At 72.4% G+C, this 26,810-nt stretch carries 22 protein-coding genes and 1 pseudogene; 14 read left to right on the top strand and 9 right to left on the bottom strand.

The features are described from left to right. Positions 1-918 carry a carbohydrate kinase family protein gene (locus tag V4Y03_RS07535; protein ID WP_332434410.1) on the bottom strand — a complete coding sequence of 306 codons (918 nt, stop codon included), beginning with the start codon at positions 916-918 and terminating at the stop codon, positions 1-3. Next, positions 915-1,862, bottom strand: coding sequence for a pseudouridine-5'-phosphate glycosidase (locus V4Y03_RS07530; RefSeq protein ID WP_332434409.1), 948 nt, complete (start codon positions 1,860-1,862; stop codon positions 915-917). Before V4Y03_RS07530 ends, V4Y03_RS07535 begins: the two co-directional genes overlap by 4 nt. Before the next feature lie 272 nt (positions 1,863-2,134). Here V4Y03_RS07530 and V4Y03_RS07525 point away from each other — a divergent pair, with 272 nt between their 5' ends. The 4 genes from V4Y03_RS07525 (at position 2,135) to V4Y03_RS07510 (ending at position 6,515) form a co-directional block, all read left to right on the top strand. Beyond that, positions 2,135-2,491: a cupin domain-containing protein gene (locus tag V4Y03_RS07525; protein ID WP_317878304.1), complete on the top strand. Its 357-nt coding sequence runs from the start codon at positions 2,135-2,137 to the stop codon at positions 2,489-2,491. A gap of 359 nt (positions 2,492-2,850) precedes the next feature. Next, the gene (locus V4Y03_RS07520) at positions 2,851-4,197 is read left to right on the top strand and encodes a discoidin domain-containing protein (protein WP_317878303.1); all 1,347 of its coding nucleotides are present in this window, start codon (positions 2,851-2,853) and stop codon (positions 4,195-4,197) included. Continuing rightward, positions 4,197-5,516 (top strand): MFS transporter, encoded by a 1,320-nt coding sequence (locus V4Y03_RS07515; RefSeq protein WP_332434408.1) that lies wholly within the window; start codon positions 4,197-4,199, stop codon positions 5,514-5,516. Before V4Y03_RS07520 ends, V4Y03_RS07515 begins: the two co-directional genes overlap by 1 nt. 3 nt (positions 5,517-5,519) lie before the next feature. Then, entirely contained in the window at positions 5,520-6,515 is a 996-nt protein-coding gene (locus V4Y03_RS07510; RefSeq protein ID WP_332434407.1) for a hypothetical protein, read from the top strand. 43 nt (positions 6,516-6,558) lie between these two features. On the opposite strand, the gene V4Y03_RS07505 is transcribed toward V4Y03_RS07510, so the two are convergent. After that, entirely contained in the window at positions 6,559-7,857 is a 1,299-nt protein-coding gene (locus V4Y03_RS07505) for an MFS transporter (RefSeq protein WP_332434406.1), read from the bottom strand. 225 nt (positions 7,858-8,082) lie between these two features. Then, complete coding sequence (locus V4Y03_RS07500; RefSeq protein ID WP_332434405.1) at positions 8,083-8,649, bottom strand: methylated-DNA--[protein]-cysteine S-methyltransferase; 567 nt, start codon at positions 8,647-8,649, stop codon at positions 8,083-8,085. Positions 8,650-8,869: 220 nt separating this feature from the next. On the opposite strand from V4Y03_RS07500, the gene V4Y03_RS07495 reads away from it, so the two are divergent. The 5 genes from V4Y03_RS07495 (at position 8,870) to V4Y03_RS07475 (ending at position 16,134) form a co-directional block, all read left to right on the top strand. Beyond that, the gene (locus tag V4Y03_RS07495; protein WP_332434404.1) at positions 8,870-9,766 is read left to right on the top strand and encodes an MHYT domain-containing protein; all 897 of its coding nucleotides are present in this window, start codon (positions 8,870-8,872) and stop codon (positions 9,764-9,766) included. Positions 9,767-9,806: 40 nt separating this feature from the next. Beyond that, positions 9,807-11,951 carry an excinuclease ABC subunit UvrB gene (uvrB, locus tag V4Y03_RS07490; protein ID WP_332434403.1) on the top strand — a complete coding sequence of 715 codons (2,145 nt, stop codon included), beginning with the start codon at positions 9,807-9,809 and terminating at the stop codon, positions 11,949-11,951. A 163-nt stretch (positions 11,952-12,114) separates the two neighbouring features. After that, positions 12,115-12,693 (top strand): TerD family protein, encoded by a 579-nt coding sequence (locus tag V4Y03_RS07485; protein WP_317877610.1) that lies wholly within the window; start codon positions 12,115-12,117, stop codon positions 12,691-12,693. Positions 12,694-12,813: 120 nt separating this feature from the next. Next, positions 12,814-14,895 (top strand): TerD family protein, encoded by a 2,082-nt coding sequence (locus V4Y03_RS07480; protein WP_332434402.1) that lies wholly within the window; start codon positions 12,814-12,816, stop codon positions 14,893-14,895. Positions 14,896-15,126: 231 nt separating this feature from the next. After that, positions 15,127-16,134 (top strand): TerC/Alx family metal homeostasis membrane protein, encoded by a 1,008-nt coding sequence (locus V4Y03_RS07475; protein WP_332434401.1) that lies wholly within the window; start codon positions 15,127-15,129, stop codon positions 16,132-16,134. Between the two features lie 64 nt (positions 16,135-16,198). On the opposite strand, the gene V4Y03_RS07470 is transcribed toward V4Y03_RS07475, so the two are convergent. Then, entirely contained in the window at positions 16,199-17,485 is a 1,287-nt protein-coding gene (locus tag V4Y03_RS07470) for an MFS transporter (protein ID WP_332434400.1), read from the bottom strand. A 120-nt stretch (positions 17,486-17,605) separates the two neighbouring features. Beyond that, positions 17,606-17,791: pseudogene (locus tag V4Y03_RS07465) on the bottom strand (MBL fold metallo-hydrolase); the annotation flags it as partial. Positions 17,792-17,998: 207 nt separating this feature from the next. Here V4Y03_RS07465 and V4Y03_RS07460 point away from each other — a divergent pair. Continuing rightward, the gene (locus V4Y03_RS07460; protein ID WP_332434399.1) at positions 17,999-18,559 is read left to right on the top strand and encodes a cysteine hydrolase family protein; all 561 of its coding nucleotides are present in this window, start codon (positions 17,999-18,001) and stop codon (positions 18,557-18,559) included. Between the two features lie 143 nt (positions 18,560-18,702). Here the strand turns inward: V4Y03_RS07460 and V4Y03_RS07455 are convergent, their stop codons facing one another. Beyond that, a complete protein-coding gene (locus V4Y03_RS07455) occupies positions 18,703-19,359 on the bottom strand; it encodes an MBL fold metallo-hydrolase (RefSeq protein WP_317876505.1) in 657 nt (218 codons plus the stop codon). A 35-nt stretch (positions 19,360-19,394) separates the two neighbouring features. After that, positions 19,395-20,078, bottom strand: coding sequence for a maleylpyruvate isomerase family mycothiol-dependent enzyme (locus V4Y03_RS07450; protein WP_317876506.1), 684 nt, complete (start codon positions 20,076-20,078; stop codon positions 19,395-19,397). Positions 20,079-20,246: 168 nt separating this feature from the next. Between V4Y03_RS07450 and uvrA the strand changes: the two genes are divergently transcribed. Together uvrA and V4Y03_RS07440 are read left to right on the top strand one after the other, a co-directional pair. Beyond that, positions 20,247-23,306 carry an excinuclease ABC subunit UvrA gene (uvrA, locus tag V4Y03_RS07445; RefSeq protein WP_332434398.1) on the top strand — a complete coding sequence of 1,020 codons (3,060 nt, stop codon included), beginning with the start codon at positions 20,247-20,249 and terminating at the stop codon, positions 23,304-23,306. 183 nt (positions 23,307-23,489) lie between these two features. Next, positions 23,490-23,927, top strand: a complete 438-nt coding sequence (locus V4Y03_RS07440; RefSeq protein WP_332434397.1) for a Rieske (2Fe-2S) protein — start codon at positions 23,490-23,492, stop codon at positions 23,925-23,927. Between the two features lie 84 nt (positions 23,928-24,011). Here the strand turns inward: V4Y03_RS07440 and V4Y03_RS07435 are convergent, their stop codons facing one another. Then, on the bottom strand, positions 24,012-24,941 hold the full coding sequence (locus V4Y03_RS07435) for a hypothetical protein (protein ID WP_317876509.1): 930 nt from the start codon (positions 24,939-24,941) through the stop codon (positions 24,012-24,014). Between the two features lie 252 nt (positions 24,942-25,193). Here V4Y03_RS07435 and V4Y03_RS07430 point away from each other — a divergent pair, with 252 nt between their 5' ends. Beyond that, entirely contained in the window at positions 25,194-25,781 is a 588-nt protein-coding gene (locus V4Y03_RS07430; protein ID WP_332434396.1) for a papain-like cysteine protease family protein, read from the top strand. 5 nt (positions 25,782-25,786) lie between these two features. Further along, positions 25,787-26,569, top strand: coding sequence for a hypothetical protein (locus V4Y03_RS07425; protein WP_443079753.1), 783 nt, complete (start codon positions 25,787-25,789; stop codon positions 26,567-26,569). Positions 26,570-26,810: the final 241 nt, after the last annotated feature.

Genomic DNA, 26,810 nt, shown 5'->3' with positions numbered 1-26,810 from the left:
TCAGATCCGGACCGCGCGCCCGTTTGGTGGTCTGCCGCCCATCATGGTGACCGCCTCCGCGCCGGCGCGGCAGCCCGCCTCGGCGGCGTGCGCCGCGTCCGCGCCCGCGAACAGGGCCGCCAGGAACGCCCCCGTGAACGCGTCCCCCGCGCCCGTCGAGTCCACCGGCCGCACCCGGGGCGCGGTCACGCGTGCGGTGACCTCGCCGCCCCGGGCGACCAGCGCGCCGGCCGCCCCCAGCGTGACCACGACCGACGGGAAACGGCGGCTCAACTCCGCCGCCGCCGAATCCGGTTCGGTGCGGCCGGTGAGCAGCCGGGCCTCGTCCGCGTTGGGCAGCAGGATCTCCGTGCCCTCCGTGACCGCGAGGAACCGGTCCGTCCCCAGCTCCGTCAGGAACCCCGCCGAAGCCGGGTCCACGCTCACCGGAACCCCCGCCTCCCGCGCGTCCCGCAGCGCCCGCCGGGCCGTCGCCCGGCTCGTACCGGAGAAGTACAGATAGCCGGAGAGGTGCAGCCGGGCCACGCCGTCGAGCAGCCGGGCGGACCAGTCGTCGGGGGAGAGGCGCGGGGCGGCGCCGCTGTCGGTCAGGAACGTGCGCTCCGCCGAGGGGTCCACCAGCGCGATCACGGTGGCCGTCGCCGCCTCCGGGTCGGGTACGAGCAGGGGGCGCACGCCCGCGCGCCGCAGCGCCCGGTCGTGCCAGCCCGCCGTGTCGGTGCCGACCCGGCCGAGGAGTCGTACCTCCCCGGGCCAGGAACGCGCCGCCCAGCAGGCGGCGTTGGCCCCGGCGCCGCCCGGGAGGGTACGGATGCGTGCCGCCGTGTCCGTGGCCGGGGCGAGCGGGGTCCGGTGCAGGGCGACGACGTCCGTCACCACGTCCCCGACGACGAGCAGTGCGCCCGGGGCCCGAGTCACCGGCCGCCCGCGCCGGGCGCCGCTCCCGCGCCGCCGGCCTCTCTCGCGTACGCCCCCGCGATGCTCGCCGCGAGCCTTACGTTGCCCCGTACCGCCGCCAGATTGGCCTCCAGCGACGCCCCTTCCGTATGCGTCATCAGGTACTCCAGCAGGAACGGTGTCACCGCCTGCCCCGCGATCCCCTTCTCCTTCGCCGTTGCCAGGCCCCCCGCGAGCACCCGATCGTGCAGCGCGGGATCCAGCTGCTCCGCCATCGGCACCGGGTTGGCCACGACCAGCGCCGCGCGCGGTCCGCCGAGGCGGTCCTGCGCCCGTATCACCTCCGCGACCTCCCCGGGCGTCCGCAGGGTCCAGTCCACGGGCTGCCCCGATGAGGCGAGGTAGAAGCCGGGGAAGTGCTCGGTGCCGTACCCGACGACCGTCACCCCCAGTGTCTCCAGGCGCTGGAGCGTCGCGGGCACGTCGAGGATCGACTTGACCCCGGCGCACACGACGGTGACGCCCACCCGGGAGAGCAGCCGCAGATCGGCGGACTCGTCCTGCGTCTCGCTCCACTCCCGGTGCACCCCGCCGAGGCCGCCGGTCGCGAACACCCGTATGCCCGCCGCGTCCGCGAGCCACGCCGTGGCCGAGACGGTCGTCGCTCCGGTCGCGCCGGCCGCCAGGGCCGGGGCGAGGTCGCGGTGCCCCAGTTTGCGTACGGCCGGGTCCTCGGCGATACGGGTCAGCGCCGCGCCGTCCAGGCCGACTCTGGCCGTGCCGTCGACCACGGCGATGGTCGCGGGCACGGCGCCCCCGGCCCGTACCAGCTCCTCCAGTTCCAGGGCCACGGCCAGGTTGCGCGGGCGCGGCAGGCCGTGGGCGATGATCGTCGATTCCAGAGCGACGACGGGCCGCCCCTCGTGGAGGGCCTCCCGTACCTCTTCGGACACCTGTGTGGACATGTCCCATTCCTGGCGCGGCCATGGGCCCCGCAAACCTCGTTGGCGACCACCTGCCACACGGCGGGTACCCCTGCGGAATCCGTCCCCGAGTCCCGGGTGCGGCCCCCGAGCGGGACGCGCCACCCGTCCGGCGTCGCGCCGGAGGGGTGGTGCGGATTTCGTCGCCGTCGGTCAATTCGGGTATCACGCCTGGTGGGAGGCGAAGCGGACGGGTTCATTCCAGCCGGTCCCGGCCTCGGGGCGGTCCCGGAGCCCGGCTACAGTCACCGCCCATGACCACACATGACCAGCCTTCCTTCGCCGTTCACATCCCCGACGCCGAGCTCGAGGCGGACCCCCTCGACCCCGCCCAGATCGTCTCCGGTACGCCCGAGGTGACGGGCAAGGTGCTGTGGGAGTCGGCCGACGGCAAGCAGCTGCGCGGCATCTGGCAGATCACCCCCGGCGTCGTCACCGACACCGAGGCCAACGAGCTGTTCGTGGTGGTCTCCGGGCGGGCGACCGTCGCCGTCGAGGGCGGCGAGACCCTGGAGATCGGCCCGGGGGACGCCTGCGTGCTGCGCGAGGGCGACCGGACGACCTGGACCGTGCACGAGACCCTGCGCAAGGCGTACCACATCAGCCTCTGAGGCCCGGAGGGGACCTCCAGGAGAACCCCCGGAAAACCCCCGGAAGACTCCGGACGCACCCCCGAACTCCTTGGTTCCGGTCACCTGTTGGGAGTCTGGTAGGAAACCTTCCTATCCGCTAGCATCCCCGGCAGCGGCTTGGCGCGGCGGCCCGTCCCCGGGGCGTGACGCGCTCAGTGAGAGCTCTGACCCGGCCGCCAGCACCACCGCGCCGCGCGGCGCCCCGAATCGTCGCGCGGCCGGTCGTCCGTGTCCGTGATCCCGCGGCACGGGCGGCCCGGTCCGTGCCGCGTGCCCGGTCCGTGGTGCGCCGCACCGGTGTCCAGCTCTAGCCCACCCCACAGGCCAGGGAGCCAGGTATGCGCCTGAACGTCTCCGCCCCACCACACCGCACCACCACGACCCCTCTCCCCTTCGTCCTCGCCGCCGTGCTGCTGCTCGTCGGAGGGCTGCTGCTCGCCCTCCCGGAACGGGCCGGAGCCGCCGCCGACGTACTCATCTCACAGGGCCGCCCGGCGACCGCCTCCTCCGTCGAGGACGGCACCTTCGGCCCGGAGAAGGCCTTCGACGGCGTCTCCACCACCCGTTGGGCCAGCGCCGAGGGCGTCGACCCACAATGGATCAAGGTCGACCTCGGCCCCTCGGCGACCGTCTCCCGCGTCAAGCTCGTCTGGGAGGCCGCCTACGCCAAGGCCTACCGCGTCGAGATCTCCGTCGACGGCACCACCTGGACCGCCCTCGCCAACGAGACCGCGGGCAACGGCGCCACGGACGACTGGACCGGACTCACCGGCCAGGGCCGCTACCTCCGCGTGTACGGGACCGCCCGCGGCACCTCGTACGGCTACTCCCTCTACTCGGTGGAGGTCTACGGCACCGCCGGCGGCACCACCACCCCGCCCACCGGCTCCTTCACGGTCGTCGCGGCCGGTGACATCGCTGCCCAGTGCACCGCCTCCAGCAGCTCCTGCGCGCACCCCAAGACCGCTGCCCTCGCCCAGCGGATCGCGCCGTCCTTCTATCTGACGATGGGCGACAACCAGTACGACGACGCCCTGCTCTCCGACTTCCGCAACTACTACGACAAGAGCTGGGGCGCCTTCAAGGCCAAGACCCGGCCCGTGCCCGGCAACCACGAGACCTACGACCCGGCCGGCGCGCTCGCCGGCTACAAGTCGTACTTCGGCGCCATCGCCTACCCGCAGGGCAAGTCGTACTACAGCTACGACCAGGGCAACTGGCACTTCGTCGCCCTCGACTCCAACTCCTTCGACGACGCCGCGCAGATCCAGTGGCTCAAGGACGACCTCGCGCGGAACACCAAGGGCTGCATCGCCGCCTACTTCCACCACCCGCTGTACTCCTCCGGCGGCCACGGCAACGACCCCGTCTCCAAGCCCGTCTGGCAGATCCTCTACGGGGCCAAGGCCGACCTCGTGCTCAACGGCCACGACCACCACTACGAGCGCTTCGCCCCGCAGAACCCGAGCGGCCAGGCCACCGCGGACGGCATCGTCGAGATCGTCGGCGGCATGGGCGGCGCCGAGCCGTACGACATCGAGACGGTCCAGCCCAACAGCCAGAAGAGGATCAGCGGCACCTACGGCGTCCTGAAGCTGGACCTCACCGACACCACCTACACCTGGCAGTACGTCGGCACCGACGACCAGGTCAAGGACTCCGGCCCGACCTACACCTGCCACTGATGTACCTCGCGACCACCGGTCGCCGTGACGCGCCGCCCGCCCCCTCGGGGGTCCGGCGGCGCGTCACGGGCACCGTCCTCGCCCTCGGCGCGGTCAGCCTCGTCACCGATGTCTCCTCGGAGATGGTGACGGCCGTCCTGCCGCTCTACCTGGTCCTCGGACTCGGCCTGTCCCCCCTCCAGTTCGGGCTGCTCGACGGCCTCTCGACCGGCGCCACCGCGCTCGTACGGCTCCTCGGCGGCGCCACCGCCGACCGCGGCGGCCGCCACAAGCAGGTCGGCGGACTCGGCTACGCACTCTCCGCCTGCTCCCGCCTCGGCCTCCTCCTCGCCGGCGGCGCGACCGGCTGGATCGCCGGAGCGATCACCGCCGACCGGCTCGGCAAAGGCGTGCGCACCGCCCCGCGCGACGCCCTCATCACGCTGCACAGCCCGCCCGAGGACCTGGGCCGCGCCTTCGGCACGCACCGCGCCATGGACACCACCGGCGCCCTCCTCGGCCCGCTGGCCGCCTTCGCCCTGCTGTGGGCGACGGCCGACGCGTACGACGCGGTCTTCGCCGTCAGCTTCTGCGTCGGGGCGTTCGGCGTCCTGCTGTGGGTGCTGCTCGTCCCGGGCCGGGCCCGCGCGGACGTGGGCGCACGACCGCTCCCCGACCGGGGCGCACGGCCGGACGTCCAGGCGGCGCCACGCGCGCGTGGCGGGCTCTTCGCCGGGCTGCGCTCGCCCGCGTACCGCCGGATCGTGCTCTGCGCCGGACTCCTCGGGGCCGCCACCGTCGGCGACTCCTTCCTCTACCTGCTGCTCCAGCGACGGCTCGACTTCGACGCCACCTGGTTCCCGTTCCTGCCGCTCGGCGCCGCGGGCGTCTATCTGCTGCTCGCCGTCCCGGCGGGCCGCCTCGCCGACCGCGTCGGCCGGCGCGGACCCCTCCTGTACGGCCACGGGGCCCTGTTCCTCGCCTACGGACTGCTCCTGACCCCCCTGCCCGACCCGGTGGTCCTGCTGGGCGTCCTCGCCCTGCTCGGGATCTTCTACGCCACCACCGACGGCGTCCTCATGGCCCTGACCGGCCCCTTCCTGACCGAGGGACGACAGGCGGGCGGCCTCGCGCTCGTCCAGACCGCCCAGGCGCTCGCCCGGCTCGGAGCCGCCGTCGCCTTCGGCGCCGTCTGGACCGCGAGCGGGCCGGAGACCGCGCTCGTCGCGGCGCTCCTGGCCCTCGCGGTGGCCGTCGGCTGTTCCGCGCGCCTGCTGCCCAGGGGCCTTCCCGCCCCCTCGGGGCGCCCCGTCCCCGAGCCCTCCGAGAGGACCGACTGACCCATGCCCGCACTGACCGGCGCCCGCCCGTCCACCCGTACGCGCGCGTGGATCATCGTCCTCGCGCTGCTGCTGCTCGGCGGCGGAGCCACCGCCTACACCCTCCGCGCGGCCTCCGGACGCGAGGCCGCGGCCACCGGCACCGCCGATCCCGGCTTCACCCTCGACGGCGGCGCCGGCACGCTCTACGCCCGGGACACCGCGAGCGGGCGCGTCGCGCGCGTGGACCCGGCCGCACCCGGCGGGCGGGTGGCGGGCGGCCCCGCCTGCGACCGCTTCCACGCGGCCGGCGGCACCGCGCTCTGCCTCCAGCGCAGGCCGGGCGTGCCGGCCCGCTCGTACGCCCTGGTGCTCGACCGGCGGCTGCGCGAGGTGCGCCGGATCGGGCTGCCGGGCATCCCCAGCCGGGCCCGGGTCTCCGCCTCGGGGAACATGCTGGCCTGGACGATGTTCGCCACCGGCGACTCCTACGCCCGCTCGGCGTTCTCCACCCGCACCTCGATCCTCGACCTGCGCACCGGCTATCTGGTCAAGAACATCGAGCAGCTCCCGCTCACCCTCGGCGGGCGCCGCTACCACGCCCCCGACGTCAACTACTGGGGCGTCAGCTTCGCCGCCGACGACAACCGCTTCTACGCCACCGTCGCGACCGGCGGCCGTACCCACCTCGTCGAGGGGGACATGCGGAACTGGTCGGCCCGGACCCTCCGCGAGAACGTCGAATGCCCGTCGCTCTCCCCGGACGGCACCAGGATCGCCTTCAAGAAGCGGGTGTCCGACGGCCCGAGCGAGCCGTGGCGGCTGTACGTGTACGACCTGGCCACCGGGCGCGAACACGCGGTCGCCGAGCCGCACGGCATCGACGACCAGGCGCTGTGGACGGACCGGGAGACCCTCGCGTACGGGTACGGGGGAGACGTGTGGTCGGTGCCGGCCGACGGGACGGGAGCCCCGCGCCGACTGGCCCGCGGCGCCTCCTCCCCGACGGTGACGAACTGACCGCTTGGGTTCCCGCGGAGCCCGGCGGAAGACCGCCTCCGCGTCAGACGGTCTTCCGCAGCGAGCCGCGGATCGCCAGCGCCGCCATCGGCAGCAGAAGAAGGGCGGCGATGGCGTTGAGCGGGCCGTAGCCCAGCTGGGAGACGATCAGGCCGGCCGCGAGACCGCCGACACCGGCGGCGGTGTTCATCACGAAGTCGGAGACGCCCTGGACCGCCGCCCGCGCGGCCTGCGGCACCGAGTCCGTGAGCAGCGCCGAGCCGGACACCAGCCCCGCCGACCAGCCCAGGCCCAGCACGAAGAGGCCCAGGGCGGTCCGGCCGTGGCTGGCTCCCGCCGTGCCCGCGATCAGCGCCGCCGCGCCGATGAGCCCGACCGCGAGCCCGATCACCGACAGCCTTCCCAGCCGGTCGGACAGCCAGCCCATCAGCGGCGAGAAGGCGTACATGCCCGCGATGTGTCCGCTGATCACGAGCCCGATCAGCTGGATGTCCGCACCGTGGTGGGTGAGCGCCACCGGGGTCATCGACATGATCGACACCATGGCGGTGTGCGAACCGGCGACGGTGACCAGGGCGAGGCGGGCCCGGGGGGACTCCCGCACGGCCCGCATCCCGGCCTTCAGGGAGCGGTCCTCCGCCGCCTCGCCCGGCGTCCGGGCGTCGGCCAGCGCCCGCGCGGTCAGGAGCGGGTCGGGGCGCAGCAGGACGGCCACGACGACCGCCGCGATCACGAAGACACCGGCGGCCCAGACGAACGGGCCCGCCGTGGCCGGTATGCCCAGGCCCGAGACGCTCCGCCCGGCGGGCGCGGCGATGTTCGGGCCGAGCACCGCGCCGATCGTGGTCGCCCACACGACCGTGGAGATGGCCCTGGCCCTGCGGTCCGGTTCGGCGAGGTCGGCGGCGGCGAACCGGGCCGCGAGGTTCGCGGAGGAACCGGCGCCGAAGCAGACGAGCCCGAGGAGCAGCAGGGGGAAGCTGTCCGCGACGGCCCCGAGCACCGCGACACCGGCGCCGAGCGCCCCGATCAGATACGCGAGGACCAGCCCGGCCCGGCGCCCCCGCGTGGCCATCAGGGAGGCCAGCGGCATGGCGAGCAGCGCGGGACCGGCCACGGTCGCCGTGGACGCGAGCCCGGACAGCGCCTCGGAGCCGCTGACGTCCCTGGCGAGGACGGCGGCGAGCGCGACACCGGTGGCGATGCCGAGGCCGCCGAGGATCTGGGTGGCGATCAGCACGGCCTGGATGCGCCGCCGCAGCGTCGGAAGCTCGGCCTCGTCGACGGGGAGGGCAAGGGGCGCGGGCAGGGTCGAGTCAGGGGCATCGGGGGTGTTGGTCACTTACGTGAGTGTGCCAGCCGTCCCATCTCATGGGAACGGCCACCCATCTCGTACGGACTGGTCACCGGCCCGCGACGGGTCCGCCACCTGTCCGGGGCAGGCACGCCACCGGCCCGCGACGGGTCCGCCACCTGTCCCCGACGGCCACGCCACCTGTCCGCGACGGGCCCGGCCACCCCTCTCCGAGAGCCCGGACGCCCCCCGTCCCACGGCGACCGCCCCCCGTCAGAACAGCGGTTCCGGCAGTACCCCCTCCAGTGCCAGCAGCTGCCGCTTGGTCTCCAGGCCGCCCCCGAACCCGCCGAGACCGCCGTCGCTCTCCACCACCCGGTGGCACGGCACCACCACCGGCAGCGGGTTGGAACCCATCGCCGCTCCCACCGCCTGCGCCGCCCCCGGCTGCCCCACGCGTCCGGCCAGCTCCCCGTACCCGACGACCGTGCCGTACGGGACGGTCGCCGCCAGCTCGCGCAGCACCTGCCGGTTGAACCCGGCCGAGAGGCTCCAGTCCAGCGGCAGGCCGATGTCGCCCGGCTCGCCCTCGAAGTACCGGTCGAGCCTGCGTATCGCCCCCGCGAGCAGTCCCGAGGCGCGCTCCACCGGCTCCGCGCCGAGCCGGCCCGCCAGGCGGGCGAGCATCCGCTCGCGCCGCGCCGCGTCGGCGTGGAACTCGACCCGCACGAGCCCCCGCTCGGTGGCCGCGAGGAACAGCGGCCCGATGCCGCTCTCCATGACCGTCCACTCCACCGGCACGGCACGCCCGTCGCCCGTCGCCCCCGCTTCGATGTCCATGCCGCCCACGGTACGACCCGCCACCGACAACCCGGTCGGAAACGGCCCAGGGGCCGCCTCCAAGATCACGGACCGGTCTCGCTCCGGTCTCGCGACCGCCAAATCCCCGGGCACGTGGGCGCGGGGCCCCCGGCGCGCCATAATCTCGCCCCGGTAGCACTACCCAGCGGTACCGACTGTTTTCGGACGACGTTGCACCAGGGGTGGAGGGCACACGCTCATGCAGGGCACGGTCGACGGATTCAGCTACGGGCTCGTCACGCCGGTGGCCGCCTTTCTCATGGCCTGCCTCGGCGGCGCCCTCGGACTGAGGTGCACCACGAGGTCGCTCCGCCACCGCGACAGCTTCAAGGCGGGCTGGCTCGCCCTCGGCGCCACCTCGATCGGCACCGGCATCTGGACCATGCACTTCATCGCGATGATGGGCTTCTCCGTCCAGCAGGCGCCCATCGACTACGACCGCCCCATCACCTTCGCCAGCCTGGGCGTCGCCGTCCTCATGGTCGGCATCGGCATCTTCATCGTCGGCTACCGGGGCGCGACCGCGCTCACCCTGGTCACCGGCGGCACCATCACCGGCCTCGGCGTCGCCACCATGCACTACCTGGGCATGGCCGGGATGCGTCTCCAGGGCCGTATCGAGTACGACACCCTCACCGTCGCCCTGTCCGTAGTGATCGCCGTCGTGGCCGCCACCGCGGCCCTCTGGGCGGCCGTGTCCATCCATGGGTTTCTGGCCAGCCTCGGTGCGAGCCTGGTGATGGGCGTCGCCGTCAGTGGTATGCACTACACCGCCATGGCCGCGGTCAGCGTCCACCTGCACGGCACCACGGCCTCGACCTCCACCGGCGACAACGCCGGCTCGCTGCTCCTGCCGATGCTGATCGGCCCGGCGGTCTTCCTCATCCTCGCCGCCGTCGTCGTCATGTTCGACCCGCTCCTGGTGATGGGCGACCCCGACTGGCAGGGGTCCCCCCGGGCCGTGCACCGGCCGGGCGTGCCCGCCCCGCGCCATGTGCCGTCGTACGGCGAGCCCGCGAACCGGACGGCCCGCCCCGGTGCCCGAGGCGCCCGCAGAGCCGCCCCCCGGGGTGGCCACCGCTCCCAGGACTGGTGATCAGCACCCGACTGTCAGTGCCGGGTCGTACGGTGGTTCCATGCGGCCCGTTTCCAAGATCGAACGTTCGGTGGCGCCCTTCGAGGTCGTCAGCGAGTACCAGCCCAGCGGTGACCAGCCGGCGGCCATCGCCGACCTGGAGCGGCGTATCCGCGCGGGCGAGAAGGACGTCGTGCTCCTCGGCGCCACCGGTACCGGCAAGTCGGCCACCACCGCCTGGATGATCGAGAAGCTCCAGCGCCCCACCCTGGTGATGGCGCCGAACAAGACGCTGGCCGCCCAGCTGGCGAACGAGTTCCGGGAGCTCCTCCCGAACAACGCGGTGGAGTACTTCGTCTCGTACTACGACTACTACCAGCCCGAGGCGTACGTCCCGCAGTCGGACACGTACATCGAGAAGGACTCCTCCATCAACGAGGAGGTGGAGCGGCTCCGCCACTCCGCGACGAACTCCCTGCTCACCCGCAGGGACGTCATCGTGGTCGCCTCCGTCTCCTGCATCTACGGCCTCGGCACGCCCCAGGAGTACGTCGACCGGATGGTCCCGCTCAAGGTCGGCGAGGAGATCGACCGCGACCAGCTGCTGCGCCGCTTCGTCGACATCCAGTACACGCGCAACGACCTGGCGTTCACCCGAGGCACCTTCCGCGTCCGCGGCGACACCATCGAGATCTTCCCGGTGTACGAGGAGCTCGCCGTCCGCATCGAGATGTTCGGCGACGAGATCGAGGCCCTCTCCACCCTCCACCCGCTCACCGGCGAGATCATCAGCGAGGACCGCGAGCTGTACGTGTTCCCCGCCAGCCACTACGTCGCGGGCCCCGAGCGCATGGAGCGCGCGGTCAACGACATCGAGCGGGAGCTGGAGGTGCGCCTCGCCGAACTCGACAAGCAGGGCAAGCACCTGGAGTCCCAGCGCCTGCGCATGCGGACCACGTACGACATCGAGATGATGCGGCAGATCGGTTCCTGCTCCGGCATCGAGAACTACTCGATGCACTTCGACGGCCGCGAGCCCGGCTCCGCCCCCAACACCCTCATCGACTACTTCCCCGAGGACTTCCTGCTCGTCATCGACGAGTCGCACGTGACCGTGCCGCAGATCGGCGCCATGTACGAGGGTGACGCCTCCCGCAAGCGGACCCTCGTCGACCACGGCTTCCGGCTTCCGTCCGCGCTCGACAACCGCCCGCTGAAGTGGGAGGAGTTCCAGGAGCGGATCGGCCAGACCGTCTATCTCTCCGCGACCCCGGGCACGTACGAACTGTCCCGCGGCGACGGCTTCGTCGAGCAGATCATCCGCCCCACCGGCCTCGTCGACCCCGAGGTCGTCGTCAAGCCCACCGAGGGCCAGATCGACGACCTGGTCCACGAGATCCGGCTGCGCACCGAGCGCGACGAGCGGGTCCTCGTCACCACCCTCACCAAGAAGATGTCCGAGGACCTCACCGACTACTTCCTGGAGCTCGGCATCCAGGTGCGCTACCTGCACAGCGACGTCGACACCCTCCGCCGCATCGAGCTGCTGCGCGAGCTGCGCGCCGGAGAGTACGACGTCCTGGTCGGCATCAACCTCCTCCGCGAGGGCCTCGACCTGCCCGAGGTGTCCCTCGTCGCCATCCTCGACGCCGACAAGCAGGGCTTCCTGCGCTCCGGGACCTCCCTGATCCAGACGATCGGCCGCGCCGCCCGAAACGTCTCCGGACAGGTCCACATGTACGCGGACCGGATCACCCCCGCGATGGAGCAGGCCATCGACGAGACCAACCGCCGCCGCGAGAAGCAGATCGCGTACAACACGGAGCACGGCATCGACCCGCAGCCGCTCCGCAAGAAGATCAACGACATCGTCGCGACCATCGCGCGCGAGGAGATCGACACCGAGGAACTGCTCGGCTCGGGCTACCGCCAGGGCAAGGAGGGCAAGGGCGCCAAGGCACCCGTCCCCGCGCTCGCCGCGCACGGCACCAAGGGCAGGACCAAGGGCAAGGCCGGCAAGGCCGGAACGACGCTGGACCTCGGCGACCGGCCCGCCGCCGAACTCGCCTCGATCATCGAGGAGATGACCGACCGGATGCGCGCCGCCGCCGCCGACCTGCAGTTCGAGGTGGCTGCCAGGCTCCGCGACGAGGTGGGGGAGCTGAAGAAGGAACTGCGCCAGATGAAGGAGGCCGGACTCGCCTGACCGGGCGGGGACGGGCGCCGAAGGACGGGCGGTCCGATGTGTTGCAAGACCGACACAAAACCGGACCGCGCCTCCGCGCTGTCAGTGGCGCTGCGTAGTGTGCTGGACAACCGCACGCACGGGAACAGCGGTCGCGGGGAACGCCAACGAGAGGGGCAGACGCGTGTCGGTCAACATGACCAAGGGTCAGGCCATCAGCCTGGAGAAGAAGGGCGGGGGCAACCTCACCCAGGTGCGGATGGGCCTCGGTTGGCAGGCCGCGCCGCGCCGCGGTCTCTTCGGCTCGCGCACCCGGGAGATCGACCTGGACGCCTCGGCCGTCCTCTTCGCCGAGAAGCAGCCGGTCGACGTGGTGTTCTTCCGCCACCTGGTCAGCGACGACGGCTCGGTCAAGCACACCGGTGACAACCTCGTGGGCGGCGCCGGCCAGGGCGGCGACGACGAGGCGATCCTCGTCGACCTGGAGCGGGTCCCGGTCCACATCGACCAGATCGTCTTCACGGTGAACTCCTTCACCGGCCAGACGTTCCAGGAGGTGCAGAACGCGTTCTGCCGCATCGTCGACGAGACGAACGGCCAGGAGCTCGCGCGCTACACCCTCGACGGCGGCGGCAACTACACCGCGCAGATCATGGCGAAGGTGCACCGCGTCGGTACCGGCTGGCAGATGACCGCCCTGGGCAACCCGGCCAACGGCCGCACCTTCCAGGACCTGATGCCGTCGATCCTGCCGCACCTGTAAGCAGGCCCGCGCGGCGGACACCCACAGCTCCCGGAGGCGGCAGACGCCCCCGGGAGCTGTCCCGCATGAACCAGACGAAGTGCTCCAACCGAGCCGAGCAACGCTGAGGGGACAGAGCCGATGACGGCCGAGCTGGTCCGGGGACAGAACCACCCCCTGCCCGACACCCGACTGGAGATCCGGGTGTCGGCCGGTCATCCCGTCCTCGCCGGCGCCACCCTCGGCGACGAGCGGGGCCGGGTCCCCGGCATGGAGTGGATCGCGCACCCCGGCTCGCCCTCGCTCCCCGGCGTCGACGTCCCCGGAAGGACCGCCGCCGACCACCGCCTCACCGTCGATCTGGCGGCCGTCCCCGAGGCGGTCCACCGCGTCTCGGTCCTCCTCGCGCTGCCCATCGCCGCCACCCGGTTCGGAACCGTCGCCGCGCCCTTCGTCGCCGTCGCCGGCCCCGACGGCACGGACGTCGCCAGCTACACCATCACCGGCCTCGACCGCGAGTCCGCCGTCGTCGCCCTGGAGCTGTACCGGCGCCAGGGCACCTGGAAGGTCCGAGCCATGGGCCAGGGGTACGAGGGCGGGCTGGCCGCGCTCCTCGGCGACCAGGGCCTGGAGCGCCCCGCCGAGCTGGCCGCGGCCATCCTGGAGACGGCGATGCCCGGCGCCGTCCCGGTCGCCGCGCCGCAGCAGCGCGCTCCCGAGGCGGAGCGCGTACGCCACCCGGCGCCGGTGACCACCTCGGACCCGACGGCCGCGCAGACGCCGACGGCGAGCCAGCCGGGCACCAACGCCCCGCCGCCGACCACGGCCCCGCCGACGCCGACGCCGACGCCGACGCCGACGCCGACGCCGACGCCGACCGGGCCGGTGGCACCGCCGCCGCCGTCCACCCCGCCCCCGTCCACTCCGGCGACGGGGACCGGCACGGGTGTGTCCGTCCCCGGGCCCACCCCCGCCATGGGTACGCCCGCCGGTGGGCCCATCAACTACTCCCACCCCCGCCGCCAGGCGCCCCCGCCCCCCGCTTCGGCTCCCGCTTCCGCCGCCGCCTCCGAGCCGCGGCAGGCGCCGCCCGTGCCCGTCGCCGGGGACGCCTCGGGCTGGTCCATGGACGAGCGCCTGTACAACCAGGTGTGGGGCATGTTCGAGGATCTGGCCCGGACCGCCGCCGCCTACCGCAGCGCCTGCGACTTCGCCGAATCCCGGCTCGACCGAGAACTCGACCAGTCGCTCTCCGACTACCGCTCCCGGGTCGGCGGCGCGAACGACGCCGCGCGGTCCGCCGCCCGCGCCCGGCACGACGAGCTCGTCGAGCGGGCTCGGGTGGTCCTGGACCGGGACCTCGCGCAGCTCGCGGCGGAGTCCGAGGTCGTCGAGCCGGCCCTGCCGCCCGCCTACGCCCGCTGGGACAACCCCGTCTGGCACGCCTACCGCGTCCCGGCCGAGGAGCCCATGGCCGTCCGGCTGGGCGACCTCCACCTCCCCGAGCGCACGGATCTGCGCATCCCCATGCTGATCAGGCTGCCGCTGGAGCGCGGGCTGTGGGTGGACAGCGGCAGGGGCCGTTCCGAGGCCGCCGCCCTTCTCGACGGGACCGAGCTGCGGCGGCTCGCGCTGGACAGCGCCGTCGCGCACGCGGCACGACTGCTCGCGGCGCACCCGGCCGGCCAGTTCACCCTTCATACCGTCGACGCGGCGGGTGCGGGCGCCGCCGCGCTCGCGCCGCTCGTGGAGACGGGGGTGCTCGCCGCCCCGCCGGCCCGGGGCGCGGCCGGGGTCACGGCCGTCCTCGAGCAGCTCACCGAGCGGGTCGACCTGTTGCAGATGGCCCTGCGGAACGGCGCCGCCGACTCCCTGCCGCCGGGCCTGGACGCGTCCAGGCAGCTGCTGCTCGTGCACGACTTCCCGCACGGCTTCGACGACCGGGCGGTGACCCGGCTGCGGTACCTGGCCGACGAGGGCCCCTCGGTCGGCGTCCACCTCCTGATGGTCGCGGACCGGGAGGACGCCGCCGCGTACGGGCCGCTGCTCGACCCGCTGTGGCGCTCGCTGCTGCGCCTGACGCCCGTGGCCGACGACCATCTCGCCGATCCCTGGGTCGGCCACTCCTGGTCGTACGAGCCGCCGATGCTGCCGCCGCGCAGCGGGATCCTGCGGCAAGTCCTCGCGCAGGTGGCGGCCTCGCGCTCCGAGAAGAGGCTCTGACCAGCTCTTTTGGTGGCCCTTTACCCATTCCTTTACCTCCTCTTGGTCTTTCGGGTACTCTTCTTCCTGCGGAGGGGAGTACTCCCCATGCGCGGCGTACCCGTCAATACGGACGGATCCTCGGTGATCCGATCCCGGGGCGTCGGCCCGGCGGTGATCGTCCGTCGCCGGGTGGAAGAGACCTCCGGCAGCGACGACGCTGATCAGTAGCCGTACGACGCCGGAGGCGCAGTGGACGTTTCAATGACCCTGTGGGTGCTGACCATTCTCGGTCTGGGCGCCCTCATCGGAGCCGACTTCTTCATCGGGCGCAAACCCCATGACGTGTCGGTGAAGGAAGCCGGAATCTGGACAGTCGTCTGGATCGTGCTCGCCGCGCTCTTCGGGCTCGGCCTGCTGCTCTTCGGCAACAGCCAGGCCTCCGGCGAGTTCTTCGCCGGCTACATCACCGAGAAGTCGCTGAGTGTCGACAACCTCTTCGTCTTCGTCCTGATCATGGCGAAGTTCTCGGTGCCCTCCCACCTCCAGCAGCGCGTGCTGCTCGTGGGCGTGCTGATCGCCCTGGTGCTCCGCGCGATCTTCATCGCCGCCGGCGCCGCGATCATCGCGAGCTTCTCGTGGGTCTTCTACATCTTCGGCGCGTTCCTGATCTACACCGCCTGGAAGCTCATCCAGGAGGCGCGCTCCGACGACGACGAGGAGGACTGGGAGGAGAACCGTCTCCTCATGACCGTCGAGAAGAAGTTCGGCGTCGCCGACCGGTACCACGGCACCAAGCTGTTCATCCGGAACAACGGCAAGCGGATCATGACCCCGCTGATGGTCGTCATGCTCGCCATCGGCACCACCGACATCCTCTTCGCCCTCGACTCCATCCCGGCGATCTTCGGCCTCACTCAGGACCCGTACATCGTCTTCACGGCCAACGCCTTCGCCCTCATGGGTCTGCGCCAGCTGTACTTCCTGATCGGCGGCCTGCTCAGGAAGCTGGTCCACCTCAGCTACGGCCTGTCGGTGATCCTCGGATTCATCGGCGTGAAGCTCGTGCTGCACGCCCTGCACGAGTCCGGGGTGCACGTCCCCGAGATCTCCATCCCGTTCTCGCTCGCGGTCATCGGCGGTGTCCTGGTCGTCACCACGATCACCAGCCTGATCGCTTCCAAGAGGCAGTCCGAGCGAGCTGCCGCCGAGAGCGTGGCCGACGCCGACGGTGCCGAGAAGGACAGCATCGGCGCCTGACGCGGCACACACGGCGACGGCCGGCCGGGGGTCTTCCCCCGGCCGGCCGTCGCCGTTCCGGCTCTCAGGCCGTCGCCGTCTCCTTCGTCTCCACGACCCGGCGCTCCGGAAGGGTTTCCGGGAGCAGCGCGAAGCAGCCGAGGCTGACGAGCGCGACCAGGGTCAGATAGGCCGCGACCCCCCAGGGCGGACCGGAGACGCCGTCGGACAGGGTCGTCGCGACGATCGGGGTCAGGGCGCCGCCCAGCACACCGGCCAGGTTGTAGCCGACGGCCGCGCCCGTGCAGCGGACGCGGGGCTCGTACAGCTCCGGCAGATACGCGGCCACCACCGCGAACATCGTGATGAACGCGAGCAGCGAGCCCAGGAAGCCGAGGAACATCAGCAGCGGTCGCGCCGTGTACAGGAGCGCCACCATCGGGAACATCCACAGCGCGGAGGCCGCGCATCCCGCGAGGCAGAGCGGCCGGCGGCCCCAGCGGTCGGCCAGCAGCGCCACGAAGGGGGTGGCGGCGCCCTTGATCGCCACCGCCGCCATCACACAGGTCAGCATCACCGTGCTGCTCACCCCGAGGTGCTCGGTGCCGTACGCCAGAGCCCAGGTGGAGACCGTGTAGAAGATGGCGTACCCGACGGCAAGCGCCCCCGCCGTGAGCAGGACGAGCCGCCAGTGGTCGCGGGCGACCTCGGCCAGCGGGGCGCCCGCGCGTTCGCCGGACGCGGACAGCTCCTCGAACTGCGGGGTCTCCGCCAGCGAGGACCGCAGCAGCAGCCCGGCCGCCGCCAGCAGGCCCGCCGCCCAGAACGGCACCCGCCAGCCCCAGGAGCGGAACTCCGCGTCGCTCAGTCCTGCGGTGAGCGCCAGCATCACCCCGTTCGCAAGCAGGAAGCCGACCGCCGGGCCGATCTGGGGGAAGCTCGACCACAGCGCGCGCCGGTGCGCGGGGGCGTGTTCGGCGGTCAGCAGGACGGCACCACCCCACTCGCCGCCGAGGCCCAGGCCCTGGAGGAAGCGGAGCAGCAGCAGAAGCACGGGGGCGGCGATGCCGAGCGTGGCGTACGTGGGGACACAGCCGACCGCGACCGTGGCGCAGCCGGTCAGCAGCAGCGAGGCGAAGAGGACCGGCCGCCGGCCGTACCGGTCGCCGATGTGACCGAAGAGGACCGAGCCCAGCGGACGGGCCAGGAAACCGGCGGCGAAGGTGCCGAAGGCCGCCAAGGTCCCGGCGAGCGGGGAGAAGGTCGGGAAGAAGAGCGGCCCCAGGACGAGGGCGGCGGCGGTCCCGTAGACGAAGAAGTCGAAGAACTCGATGGCGGTGCCGACGAGCGAGGCGGCGGCGAGCCGGACCATCGACGGGGTCCCGGGCGGCGACGGAGGGTGACTTTGGCGCATGTCGCGCCAACTACCCCGCCGCCGTCCCGGTTACGGGGGCGTGCGGAGGTGCGCAGCTCCGGGGCCGCGCGCCGGGCGTCACCAGCCGCGCTCGCGCCACCCCGCGAGCGACGGGTGCTCGTCACCGAGCGTGGTGTCCTTGCCGTGGCCGGGGTGGACCCAGGACTCGTCGGGGAGGACCGCGAAGAGCTTGGTCTCCACATCGTGGATCAGGCTCGCGAAGGCCTCCGGGTCCTTCCAGGTGTTGCCCACGCTGCCGGGGAACCCATGCGGTCCTGGCCGGTCAGCACTCCCGCACGCGCGATCCGGACCATCGCCTTGCTGTATGCACGCGTTTCCGAGGACCCGCGCGACATCACCTGCCATGGCGCACTGCCGTGCGACGCTGATGAGGATCTCCGAAACCTCCATCACGGCTCGGCCGATCCACCAGACTTGCTCTTGTTTCCCGATGGAGAAGGGGCGGCACGCATGGCGAACAGCGCACTTCTGGTGATGGACGTCCAACGGGACGTCGTGGCCATCGCCGATGACGGTTCCGGATATCTGCCGCGCTTGCGCAGGGCGATCGACGGTGCCCGGGTCGCCGGCATCCCCGTGATCTACGTAGTGATGGGGTTACGGCCGGGCGATCCAGAAGTCAGTCCTCGCAGCAGAGTGATGGCACACGTCGTGCGGGCCGGCCTGTTCACCGAGGGTGCCCCTGGCACCGAGATCCATGACGACGTCGCGCCCCAGCAGGGCGACGTGGTGGTGACCAAGAGGCGGGGGAGCGCGTTCTCGGGCAGCGACCTGGACCTGGTACTCAGGGCTCGCGACATCGGCAGCCTTGTGCTCACCGGCATCGCCACCAGCGCTGTCGTGCTGTCCACCCTGTGGCACGCCGTCGACCTGGACTTCGGCCTCACCGTCCTGGCGGATGCCTGCCTCGACACCGACCCCGAGGTGCACACGATGCTCACCGAAAAGCTGTTCCCGCAGTGGGCCGATGTCCTCGCCGTCGAGGACTGGCTCAAAGCCATCGCACCGTAAGAGCGGGAGGCTGTCCGGACCCTCGCGGGCGGGGCAGGTTGCCGCCGATCGAAAACCGGACGGCGAGGGCCTGCTCCCGGTACCGGCTGCCCCCGGGAGACACCTGCCCCGCCACTCCTTGGGGGACGGCCGTCGTTGGCCGGCTACCAGCCGCGTGCGCGCCATTCGGGCAGGTGCGGGCGCTCGTCACCGAGCGTGGTGTCCTTGCCGTGGCCGGGGTAGACCCAGGACTCGTCGGGGAGGACCGCGAGGAGCTTGGTCTCCACATCGTGGATCAGGCTCGCGAAGGCCTCCGGGTCCTTCCAGGTGTTGCCCACGCCGCCGGGGAAGAGGCAGTCGCCGGTGAAGACGTGGGGGTGGCCGTGCGGGTCGTCGTAGACGAGGGCGATCGAGCCCGGGGTGTGCCCGACCAGACGGCGCGCGGTCAGCTCGACGCGCCCCACCCGGACCGTGTCGCCGTCCTCGACGGACACGTCGGTCGCGACCGGGATGCCCTCCACGTCGTACGCGCCGGCGTAGGTCACTGCGCCGGTCGCGGCGACCACCTCGGCGAGCGCCTGCCAGTGGTCGCCGTGCCGGTGGGTGGTGACGACGGCCTTGATGCCGTCGTCACCGATCAGCGTGAGGAGCGTGTCCGCGTCGTTGGCGGCGTCGATCAGCAGCTGCTCGCCGGTGGCCCGGCAGCGCAGCAGGTACGCGTTGTTGTCCATCGGGCCGACCGCGACCTTCGAGATCATCAGGTCCGTCAGCTCGTGCACGTCCGCAGGTCCGCCGACCTTCACCACTCCGCTGTACGTCATGGGCTCAGACTAGCCCCGGGGAGTGACAGCGGGGGCTACAGCGCGGGGAGCTCCGGCAGCGGGCCGCCCTCGGTGGTGAGGGCCGAGCCGTCACGGCGCCCGGAGAGCCAGCCGAGCAGCTCGGTGGCCGGGCCCATGACGGCGACGCCGCCGGACGTACCGCCGGTCGTCCAGCCCCGCCCGTCGGCGGCCCGCAGGACGGTCTCCGGGACGCTCTCCAGGCCGGCGAAGCGCTCGGTGAGGAAGTCGATCTCGCGCTGTACGAACTCCTCCGGCAGGTCCTCCAGCTCGTAGCCGACGCCCAGGTCGACGTGGTGCAGGTCGACCTCCACCCAGCGGCGGAAGGGGATGCGGGAGGCGCTGTCGGTGACGCCGTTGCGGAGCTCGACCGTGCGGCTCCAGTCGGCGGGCTCGGCGCCCACGGCCGCGAAGCGGTCCGCGGTCGCGCGCACGTCGGCGAGCTGGACGTCGAGCGGGCGGCCGGAGTCGCGCTCGATGTCGGAGTCGCGGGTCGCGGCGTCGGGGTACATGGGGAGGCCCTTGAGGGCGTTCACGAGGGCGTCGGCGTTGCGGGCGACGTGGGCGAGCACATGGCCACGTGTCCAGCCGGGCAGCCGTGACGGCTCGGCCACCGCCGCGTTGTCAAGGGAAGCGGCGGCGTTCAGCAGTCGTGCGGTCGCCTCGTGGACGTGGGCGAGGTCGCTTTCGTGGTCGATCATGGCGCCGACCCTAGTGCCAGCCGGGGAGTCGCCACTCGTTCGGGTGAAGAGGTCTCCGGGACGCCGGAAATCGAATGTGCGTGCTATAGGCTCGATGGAAGCATCCGGCATCCTTGAGTTGTTGGGTGTTCAGGCACATCCGCTCTCTGAAGAAAGGTGCGGACCGGCGTGGCCGACCGTCTCATCGTCCGTGGCGCTCGTGAGCACAACCTCAAGAACGTCTCGCTCGACCTCCCGCGCGACTCCCTGATCGTCTTCACCGGGCTCTCGGGGTCGGGCAAGTCCTCCCTCGCGTTCGACACGATCTTCGCCGAGGGGCAGCGCCGCTACGTCGAGTCGCTCTCCTCCTACGCCCGGCAGTTCCTCGGCCAGATGGACAAGCCGGACGTCGACTTCATCGAAGGTCTGTCGCCCGCCGTCTCCATCGACCAGAAGTCGACCTCGCGCAACCCGCGCTCCACGGTCGGCACCATCACGGAGGTCTACGACTACCTCCGGCTGCTCTTCGCCCGCATCGGCAAGCCGCACTGTCCCGAGTGCCGCCGGCCGATCTCCCGCCAGTCGCCGCAGGCCATCGTCGACAAGGTCCTGGAGCTCCCCGAGGGCAGCCGCTTCCAGGTGCTGTCCCCGCTCGTGCGCGAGCGCAAGGGAGAGTTCGTCGACCTCTTCGCCGACCTCCAGACCAAGGGCTACAGCCGCGCCCGCGTCGACGGCGTGACCGTACAGCTGAGCGAACCGCCGACGCTGAAGAAGCAGGAGAAGCACACGATCGAGGTGGTCGTCGACCGCCTCACCGTGAAGGACGGCGCCAAGCGCCGGCTCACCGACTCCGTCGAGACCGCCCTCGGACTCTCCGGCGGCATGGTCGTGCTCGACTTCGTCGACCTCCCCGAGGACGACCCCGAGCGCGAGCGGATGTACTCGGAGCACCTCTACTGCCCGTACGACGACCTGTCCTTCGAGGAGCTGGAGCCCCGCTCCTTCTCCTTCAACTCGCCCTTCGGCGCCTGCCCGGACTGCACCGGCATCGGCACCCGCATGGAGGTCGACCCCGAGCTGATCGTCCCCGACGAGGACAAGTCGCTCGACGAGGGCGCCATCCACCCCTGGTCGCACGGCCACACCAAGGAGTACTTCGGCCGGCTCATCGGCGGTCTCTCCCAGGCCCTCGGCTTCCGCACGGACATCCCGTACGCGGGACTGCCGCAGCGCGCCAAGAAGGCCCTGATGTACGGCCACAAGACCCAGGTCGAGGTCCGCTACCGCAACCGGTACGGACGGGAGCGGGCGTACACCACCCCGGCCTTCGAAGGCGCCGTCTCCTTCGTCAAGCGGCGCCACACCGAGGCCGAGAGCGACTCCAGCCGCGAGCGCTTCGAGGGCTACATGCGGGAGGTGCCCTGCCCCACCTGCGAGGGCACCCGCCTCAAGCCGATCGTCCTCGCGGTCACGGTCATGGACCGGTCCATCGCCGAGGTCTCCGCGATGTCCATCAGCGACTGCGCCGAGTTCCTGTCCCGCCTCACGCTCAACGCCCGGGACAAGCAGATCGCCGAGCGGGTCCTCAAGGAGGTCAACGAGCGGCTGCGCTTCCTCGTCGACGTCGGCCTCGACTACCTCTCGCTCAACCGCGCGGCCGGCACCCTCTCCGGCGGCGAGGCCCAGCGCATCCGGCTCGCCACCCAGATCGGCTCCGGCCTGGTCGGCGTGCTGTACGTGCTGGACGAGCCGTCCATCGGCCTGCACCAGCGCGACAACCACCGGCTCATCGAGACCCTCGTACGGCTCCGGGACATGGGCAACACGCTCATCGTCGTCGAGCACGACGAGGACACCATCAAGGTCGCCGACTGGGTCGTCGACATCGGCCCCGGCGCCGGTGAGCACGGCGGCAGGGTCGTCCACTCCGGCACCATGAAGGAGCTCCTCGCCAACGAGGAGTCGATCACCGGGCAGTACCTGTCCGGCCGCCGTGCGATCCCCACCCCGGACATCCGCCGCCCGGTCGACCCCGGACGCCGGCTCACCGTGCACGGGGCCCGCGAGAACAACCTGCGGGACATCGACGTCTCCTTCCCGCTGGGCGTCCTCACCGCCGTCACCGGCGTCTCCGGCTCCGGCAAGTCGACCCTGGTCAACGACATCCTCTACACCCACCTGGCGCGCGAGCTGAACGGCGCCAAGTCGGTGCCCGGCCGGCACACGCGAGTGGACGGCGACGACCTCGTCGACAAGGTCGTGCACGTCGACCAGTCCCCGATCGGCCGCACCCCCCGGTCGAACCCGGCGACGTACACCGGCGTCTTCGACCACGTCCGCAGGCTCTTCGCCGAGACGATGGAGGCCAAGGTCCGGGGCTACCTGCCCGGCCGGTTCTCCTTCAACGTGAAGGGCGGCCGCTGCGAGAACTGCTCCGGCGACGGCACGATCAAGATCGAGATGAACTTCCTCCCGGACGTCTACGTCCCGTGCGAGGTCTGCCACGGCGACCGGTACAACCGGGAGACCCTGGAGGTCCACTACAAGGGCAAGTCCATCGCCGAAGTCCTGAACATGCCGATCGAGGAGGCCCTCGACTTCTTCGAGGCCGTCCCGACCATCGCGCGCCATCTGCGCACGCTCAACGAGGTCGGACTGGGGTACGTACGGCTCGGGCAGTCCGCGCCGACGCTCTCCGGCGGTGAGGCGCAGCGCGTCAAGCTGGCCTCCGAGCTCCAGAAGCGGTCGACGGGCCGCACGGTCTACGTCCTGGACGAGCCGACCACCGGTCTGCACTTCGACGACATCTCGAAGCTGATCAAGGTCCTCTCCGGTCTGGTCGACAAGGGCAACTCGGTGATCGTCATCGAGCACAACCTCGATGTCGTCAAGACCGCCGACTGGCTCATCGACATGGGCCCCGAGGGCGGCAACGGCGGCGGCCTGGTCGTCGCCGAGGGCACGCCCGAGGAGGTCGCCTCGGTCCCGACCAGCCATACCGGCAAGTTCCTCCGCGAGATCCTGGACGCGGACCGGGTCAGCGACGCGGGCGGGACGGTCCCGGCGGCGCGCGGGGCGAAGAAGGCGGCGGCGAAGAAGACGGCCCCGGCCAAGAAGGCAGCCGCCACCAAGGCCGCGACCAAGGCCGCCGCTCCGGCGAAGAAGACGGCCACGAAGGCGACGGCGACGAAGGCGACGGCGACGAAGGCCGCCGCGAAGAAGGCGACGACCCGGGCCCGCAAGGCCTGACGTCGGCGGCAGGGCCCCTGGGAGCGGGGGCCCTGCCGTCCGGGCCCGACCGGAGCTCCGGGGGCCTGCCGTCCGGCCGGGCCCCCGCCTCCGGCCCCACCCCGGGCCCGGAGGTCGGTGTCGGAAGCCGCGCCGGTATCGTCGGTTCGGTCACGCCTTGCACCGATCCACCGTGGAGCGCACATGTCCGGCCAGTCCAGCCGCCGTACCGTCCTGAAAGGCGCCGCCCTCGCAGGTGCGGCCGGGCTGGGAGTCGCCGCCTGCTCCACCGAGTCCAAGCTCGGCCACGCCGAGGTGCCGACCCCGACCGCGCCGGTCGCCCTCGGCGCCCCCGACGAGATCCCGGTCGGCGGCTCCAAGCTCTACCGCGAGCAGCGCCTCGTGGTGAGCTGCCCGGCCAAGGGCCAGTACAAGGCGTTCAGCGCCCAGTGCACCCACGCCGGCTGCGTCCTGGACAAGGTCGAGGAGAACGAGGGCAACTGCCCCTGCCACGGCAGCCGCTTCGACGTGACGACCGGCAAGGCGCTCCGCGGCCCGGCCACCGTTCCGCTCCCCGAGGTCCCGATCCGCGTCGAGGACGGCAAGCTGGTCGCCGGCCCCGAGGCCGCGCCCAAGGCCTGAGCCGGGACCCCGGCCGAGCCGGGACCCGGGCCGAGCCGGGCCCTCCGGCCCGTCTGAGCCGGGGCCCTTAGGTACGGGCCCGGCTCATGCCCAGTCCCAGTCGACCCCCAGGATTCCCGGGCGTACGCCCTGTTCCACGAGGTGCACCGTGCGGTGCCGGCCGCTCAGCGTCAGCTCCGCACGGCCGCCGCGCGGCGCGCCCGCCGAGGCCTGCGCGAACCGCCGGCACCGTACCGGCAGCGCCGCCTCGTCGAAGCGCACCTGAAGCACGTACTGCCCGCCCGCGAAGCTGAACCCGCGCACGTACTCCCCGCTGGGACCCGCCGTACCGTCCTCGAACCCGTACGAGAAGAGGTACGTGTCCCCGGCCCGCAGCCGCGCGTCGAAGAGCAGCTCCGCGACCAGCACCCCCGTCCCCGCGTGCCACCGCACCCGCCCGGTACGACAGTTCTCCAGCGCCCGCACCGCCACCCGCGACGGGTCGCAGCCGGGGTCCCCGTGGTGGATGGCCAGATAGCGGTCGATCCCGTCCCGGTGCGCCCGCACCACGTGCTGCGACTCGCGCTCCACCAGCTCCCGGCCCGCCCCGATCCGTACCCGCTCGTGGTGCCCCACCGTGTGCAGCCCGCCGTCCGCCGGTGACTCCAGGTCCGCGAGCAGCTCCTCGACCGAGCCGGAGGCCTCCACGAGGGAGCGGTACGAGCGGGCCGCCGGGCGCTCCACCTCGGACCGCGCGGCGGCGTCCTCCGTGAGCAGCCGCAGCAGCGAGTTCCCGGGCAGCTGGAGCACCTCCTCCAGGGCGCGGACCGCCTTCAGGGACTCCGGGCGCTGTGGGCGGCGGGCGCCCTGCTGCCAGTAGCTCAGACTCGTCACCCCGACCTTGATGCCCCGGTGCGCCAGATGGTGCTGGACCCGCTGGAGCGGCAGCCCGCGCACGGCGAGCGCGGTGCGCAGCGCCAGATGGAAGGGGCCGGTGTGCAGCAGCTGCACGAGATCGGCCTCGGTGTGGCTCACGAGGACTCCTCAGTGAACGTTCACGACGGGGGCGCGGACCGTCGCACCGCGCGGGGTGGGCGGGCAGGTGGGCCGAGGGCGTCCGTTCACACCCGGGTCACACCGTTCACAGTCCGATGTCACCCCGCATTGAAGCGTGTTGACCGGATACGGACAACGGCAGATGCTCCTGACCAGCGTCCGGACGCGCTCCTCCACCCCCACCCCCCCAACCCCCACATCCCCACACCCCCCGTCCCAGGGAGGAACGCGATGCGCACCAGAAGGCTGAACCTCGCGGCACTCGCCGCAGCCGCCCTCTTCCTCGTCCCCACCACCTCCGCGTCCGCCGCGCCCGCCGGCGAGGACGCCGCCGCGCTCGGCTCCAAGCGGCTGAACATCACCATGCAGGCCCAGCAGAAGACCAACTGGTGCTGGGCCGCCGGCGGCAACACGATCGCCACCTGGTTCGGCCGGAACTACAGCCAGAACCAGTTCTGCAACGCCGCCTTCAACCGGCAGCAGGGCTACGAGTGCCCCAACGACCAGGCCACCCTCGGCAACGTCCAGACCGGGCTGAGCTGGGCGGGCGTCAGTCCGGGCTCGTACGTGACCGGCTGGCTGCGGTACGCGACGCTCCAGACCGAGATCAACGCCGACCGGCCCGTCGAGACCCGCATCCAGTGGGCCGGCGGCGGCGGCCACATGCATGTGATCTACGGCTACGACGACGCGAACAGCTGGGTCTACTGGGGCGACCCCTGGCCCTCCAGCAACCGCTACAACTGGGCCTCGCACGCCTGGTACGTCAACAACAGCTCCTTCTCCTGGACCCACTCGCTCTACCGGATCGGGGCGTGACGGCGATGAACGCACGTGCCATGGGAGCGGGGCTCCTCGCCACCGCCACCCTCGTCCTCCTCGGGGCGCTGCCCGCCGACGCGGCCGAGGCGCCGCCGTCGGCGGCCACCCCCGAACAGGCCGCCTCCGCGCCGGGGACCCTGGACACGCTGTCCCGGTTCTTCGCCCGCGACGGGGCCGTCGCCCGCGCGGCGGCTGCGCCGCGCGTCGAGGGTGCTTCGGTGCCGGTACGGATCCTCTCCCCGGACTTCGTCGCCGGGAAGGCGGGGGCGCCGGTCGCCCGCGTCGAGTTCCGGGCCAGCAGGGCCGTGTCCTCGGACGGGCAGAAGGCCTCGCTGTGGACGGTGAAGGAGCCGGGCGGCGGCTGGCAGGTGGTGAACATCGCCACCGGCGACGACGAGGTCCGCTACGCGGAGATGGGCGGCGGCGGGCTGGTGTTCCGCGAGCCGCAGATCGACGCGTGGTACGTCCAGAGGGGAGCGAAGGTACTGCCGCTGGACGAGGACGCGGTGCGGGCGGTCGGGCGGAACGGGACGAGCCTCGGCGCGTACCGGGAGCGGGTCGCCCGGGCGTACGGCGACAAGCTCCCGGGCTCGGCCTACGCGAGGAAGGGGGCGGCGGGCGGGTATGCGCCGGGGGAGCGGGGCGCGGCGGATCGGCCGGGCGTGGTGACGGCCGACGGTGAGCGGCCGACCGCCATGAACACGGCGACGGTGGCCGGGGCGGGGGCGGTGCTGGTGCTCGGTCTCGGGGCGACGGCGACGATACGGAGACGCAGGACGAACTGAGCAGGCCGCGGTTGCGGGCCGCCCGCCCGCTGGCCGCGCTGCGGGCCGTGCCCCACCTCGGGCTGTGCCCGCCCCGTTGTGGGCATTCGTTCCGCTGGGGCGGGACGGGTGGGCACAGCGGACGTGCCCCCTTGCCGGGCCTGGGCTTCCGCGCCTGGACCCGCACCACCAGTGCACCGCGCTGGTGGTGCGGGCCAAGGCACAAGGGGCCGGGGCGCGGCCGGGGCGCGCGTCCCGTGTG

Origin of the sequence: Streptomyces sp. P9-A4, from assembly GCF_036634195.1 — a bacterium.
GTDB lineage: Bacteria > Actinomycetota > Actinomycetes > Streptomycetales > Streptomycetaceae > Streptomyces.
The sequence above is the reverse complement of the archived record's forward strand: the minus strand, read 5'-3'. Positions and strand labels throughout refer to the sequence as shown.

Bases quoted from the DNA above. Each gene is read 5' to 3' on its own strand.
- V4Y03_RS07425 (WP_443079753.1), top strand. From the start codon at position 25,787: ATGAACGCACGTGCCATGGGAGCGGGGCTCCTCGCCACCGCCACCCTC.
- V4Y03_RS07495 (WP_332434404.1), top strand. From the start codon at position 8,870: ATGCAGGGCACGGTCGACGGATTCAGCTACGGGCTCGTCACGCCGGTG.
- uvrB (WP_332434403.1), top strand. From the start codon at position 9,807: ATGCGGCCCGTTTCCAAGATCGAACGTTCGGTGGCGCCCTTCGAGGTC.
- V4Y03_RS07530 (WP_332434409.1), bottom strand. From the start codon at position 1,862: ATGTCCACACAGGTGTCCGAAGAGGTACGGGAGGCCCTCCACGAGGGG.
- V4Y03_RS07480 (WP_332434402.1), top strand. From the start codon at position 12,814: ATGACGGCCGAGCTGGTCCGGGGACAGAACCACCCCCTGCCCGACACC.
- V4Y03_RS07430 (WP_332434396.1), top strand. From the start codon at position 25,194: ATGCGCACCAGAAGGCTGAACCTCGCGGCACTCGCCGCAGCCGCCCTC.
- V4Y03_RS07450 (WP_317876506.1), bottom strand. From the start codon at position 20,078: ATGATCGACCACGAAAGCGACCTCGCCCACGTCCACGAGGCGACCGCA.
- V4Y03_RS07460 (WP_332434399.1), top strand. From the start codon at position 17,999: ATGGCGAACAGCGCACTTCTGGTGATGGACGTCCAACGGGACGTCGTG.
- V4Y03_RS07455 (WP_317876505.1), bottom strand. From the start codon at position 19,359: ATGACGTACAGCGGAGTGGTGAAGGTCGGCGGACCTGCGGACGTGCAC.
- V4Y03_RS07470 (WP_332434400.1), bottom strand. From the start codon at position 17,485: ATGGTCCGGCTCGCCGCCGCCTCGCTCGTCGGCACCGCCATCGAGTTC.
- V4Y03_RS07500 (WP_332434405.1), bottom strand. From the start codon at position 8,649: ATGGACATCGAAGCGGGGGCGACGGGCGACGGGCGTGCCGTGCCGGTG.
- V4Y03_RS07440 (WP_332434397.1), top strand. From the start codon at position 23,490: ATGTCCGGCCAGTCCAGCCGCCGTACCGTCCTGAAAGGCGCCGCCCTC.
- V4Y03_RS07525 (WP_317878304.1), top strand. From the start codon at position 2,135: ATGACCACACATGACCAGCCTTCCTTCGCCGTTCACATCCCCGACGCC.
- V4Y03_RS07515 (WP_332434408.1), top strand. From the start codon at position 4,197: ATGTACCTCGCGACCACCGGTCGCCGTGACGCGCCGCCCGCCCCCTCG.
- V4Y03_RS07520 (WP_317878303.1), top strand. From the start codon at position 2,851: ATGCGCCTGAACGTCTCCGCCCCACCACACCGCACCACCACGACCCCT.
- V4Y03_RS07510 (WP_332434407.1), top strand. From the start codon at position 5,520: ATGCCCGCACTGACCGGCGCCCGCCCGTCCACCCGTACGCGCGCGTGG.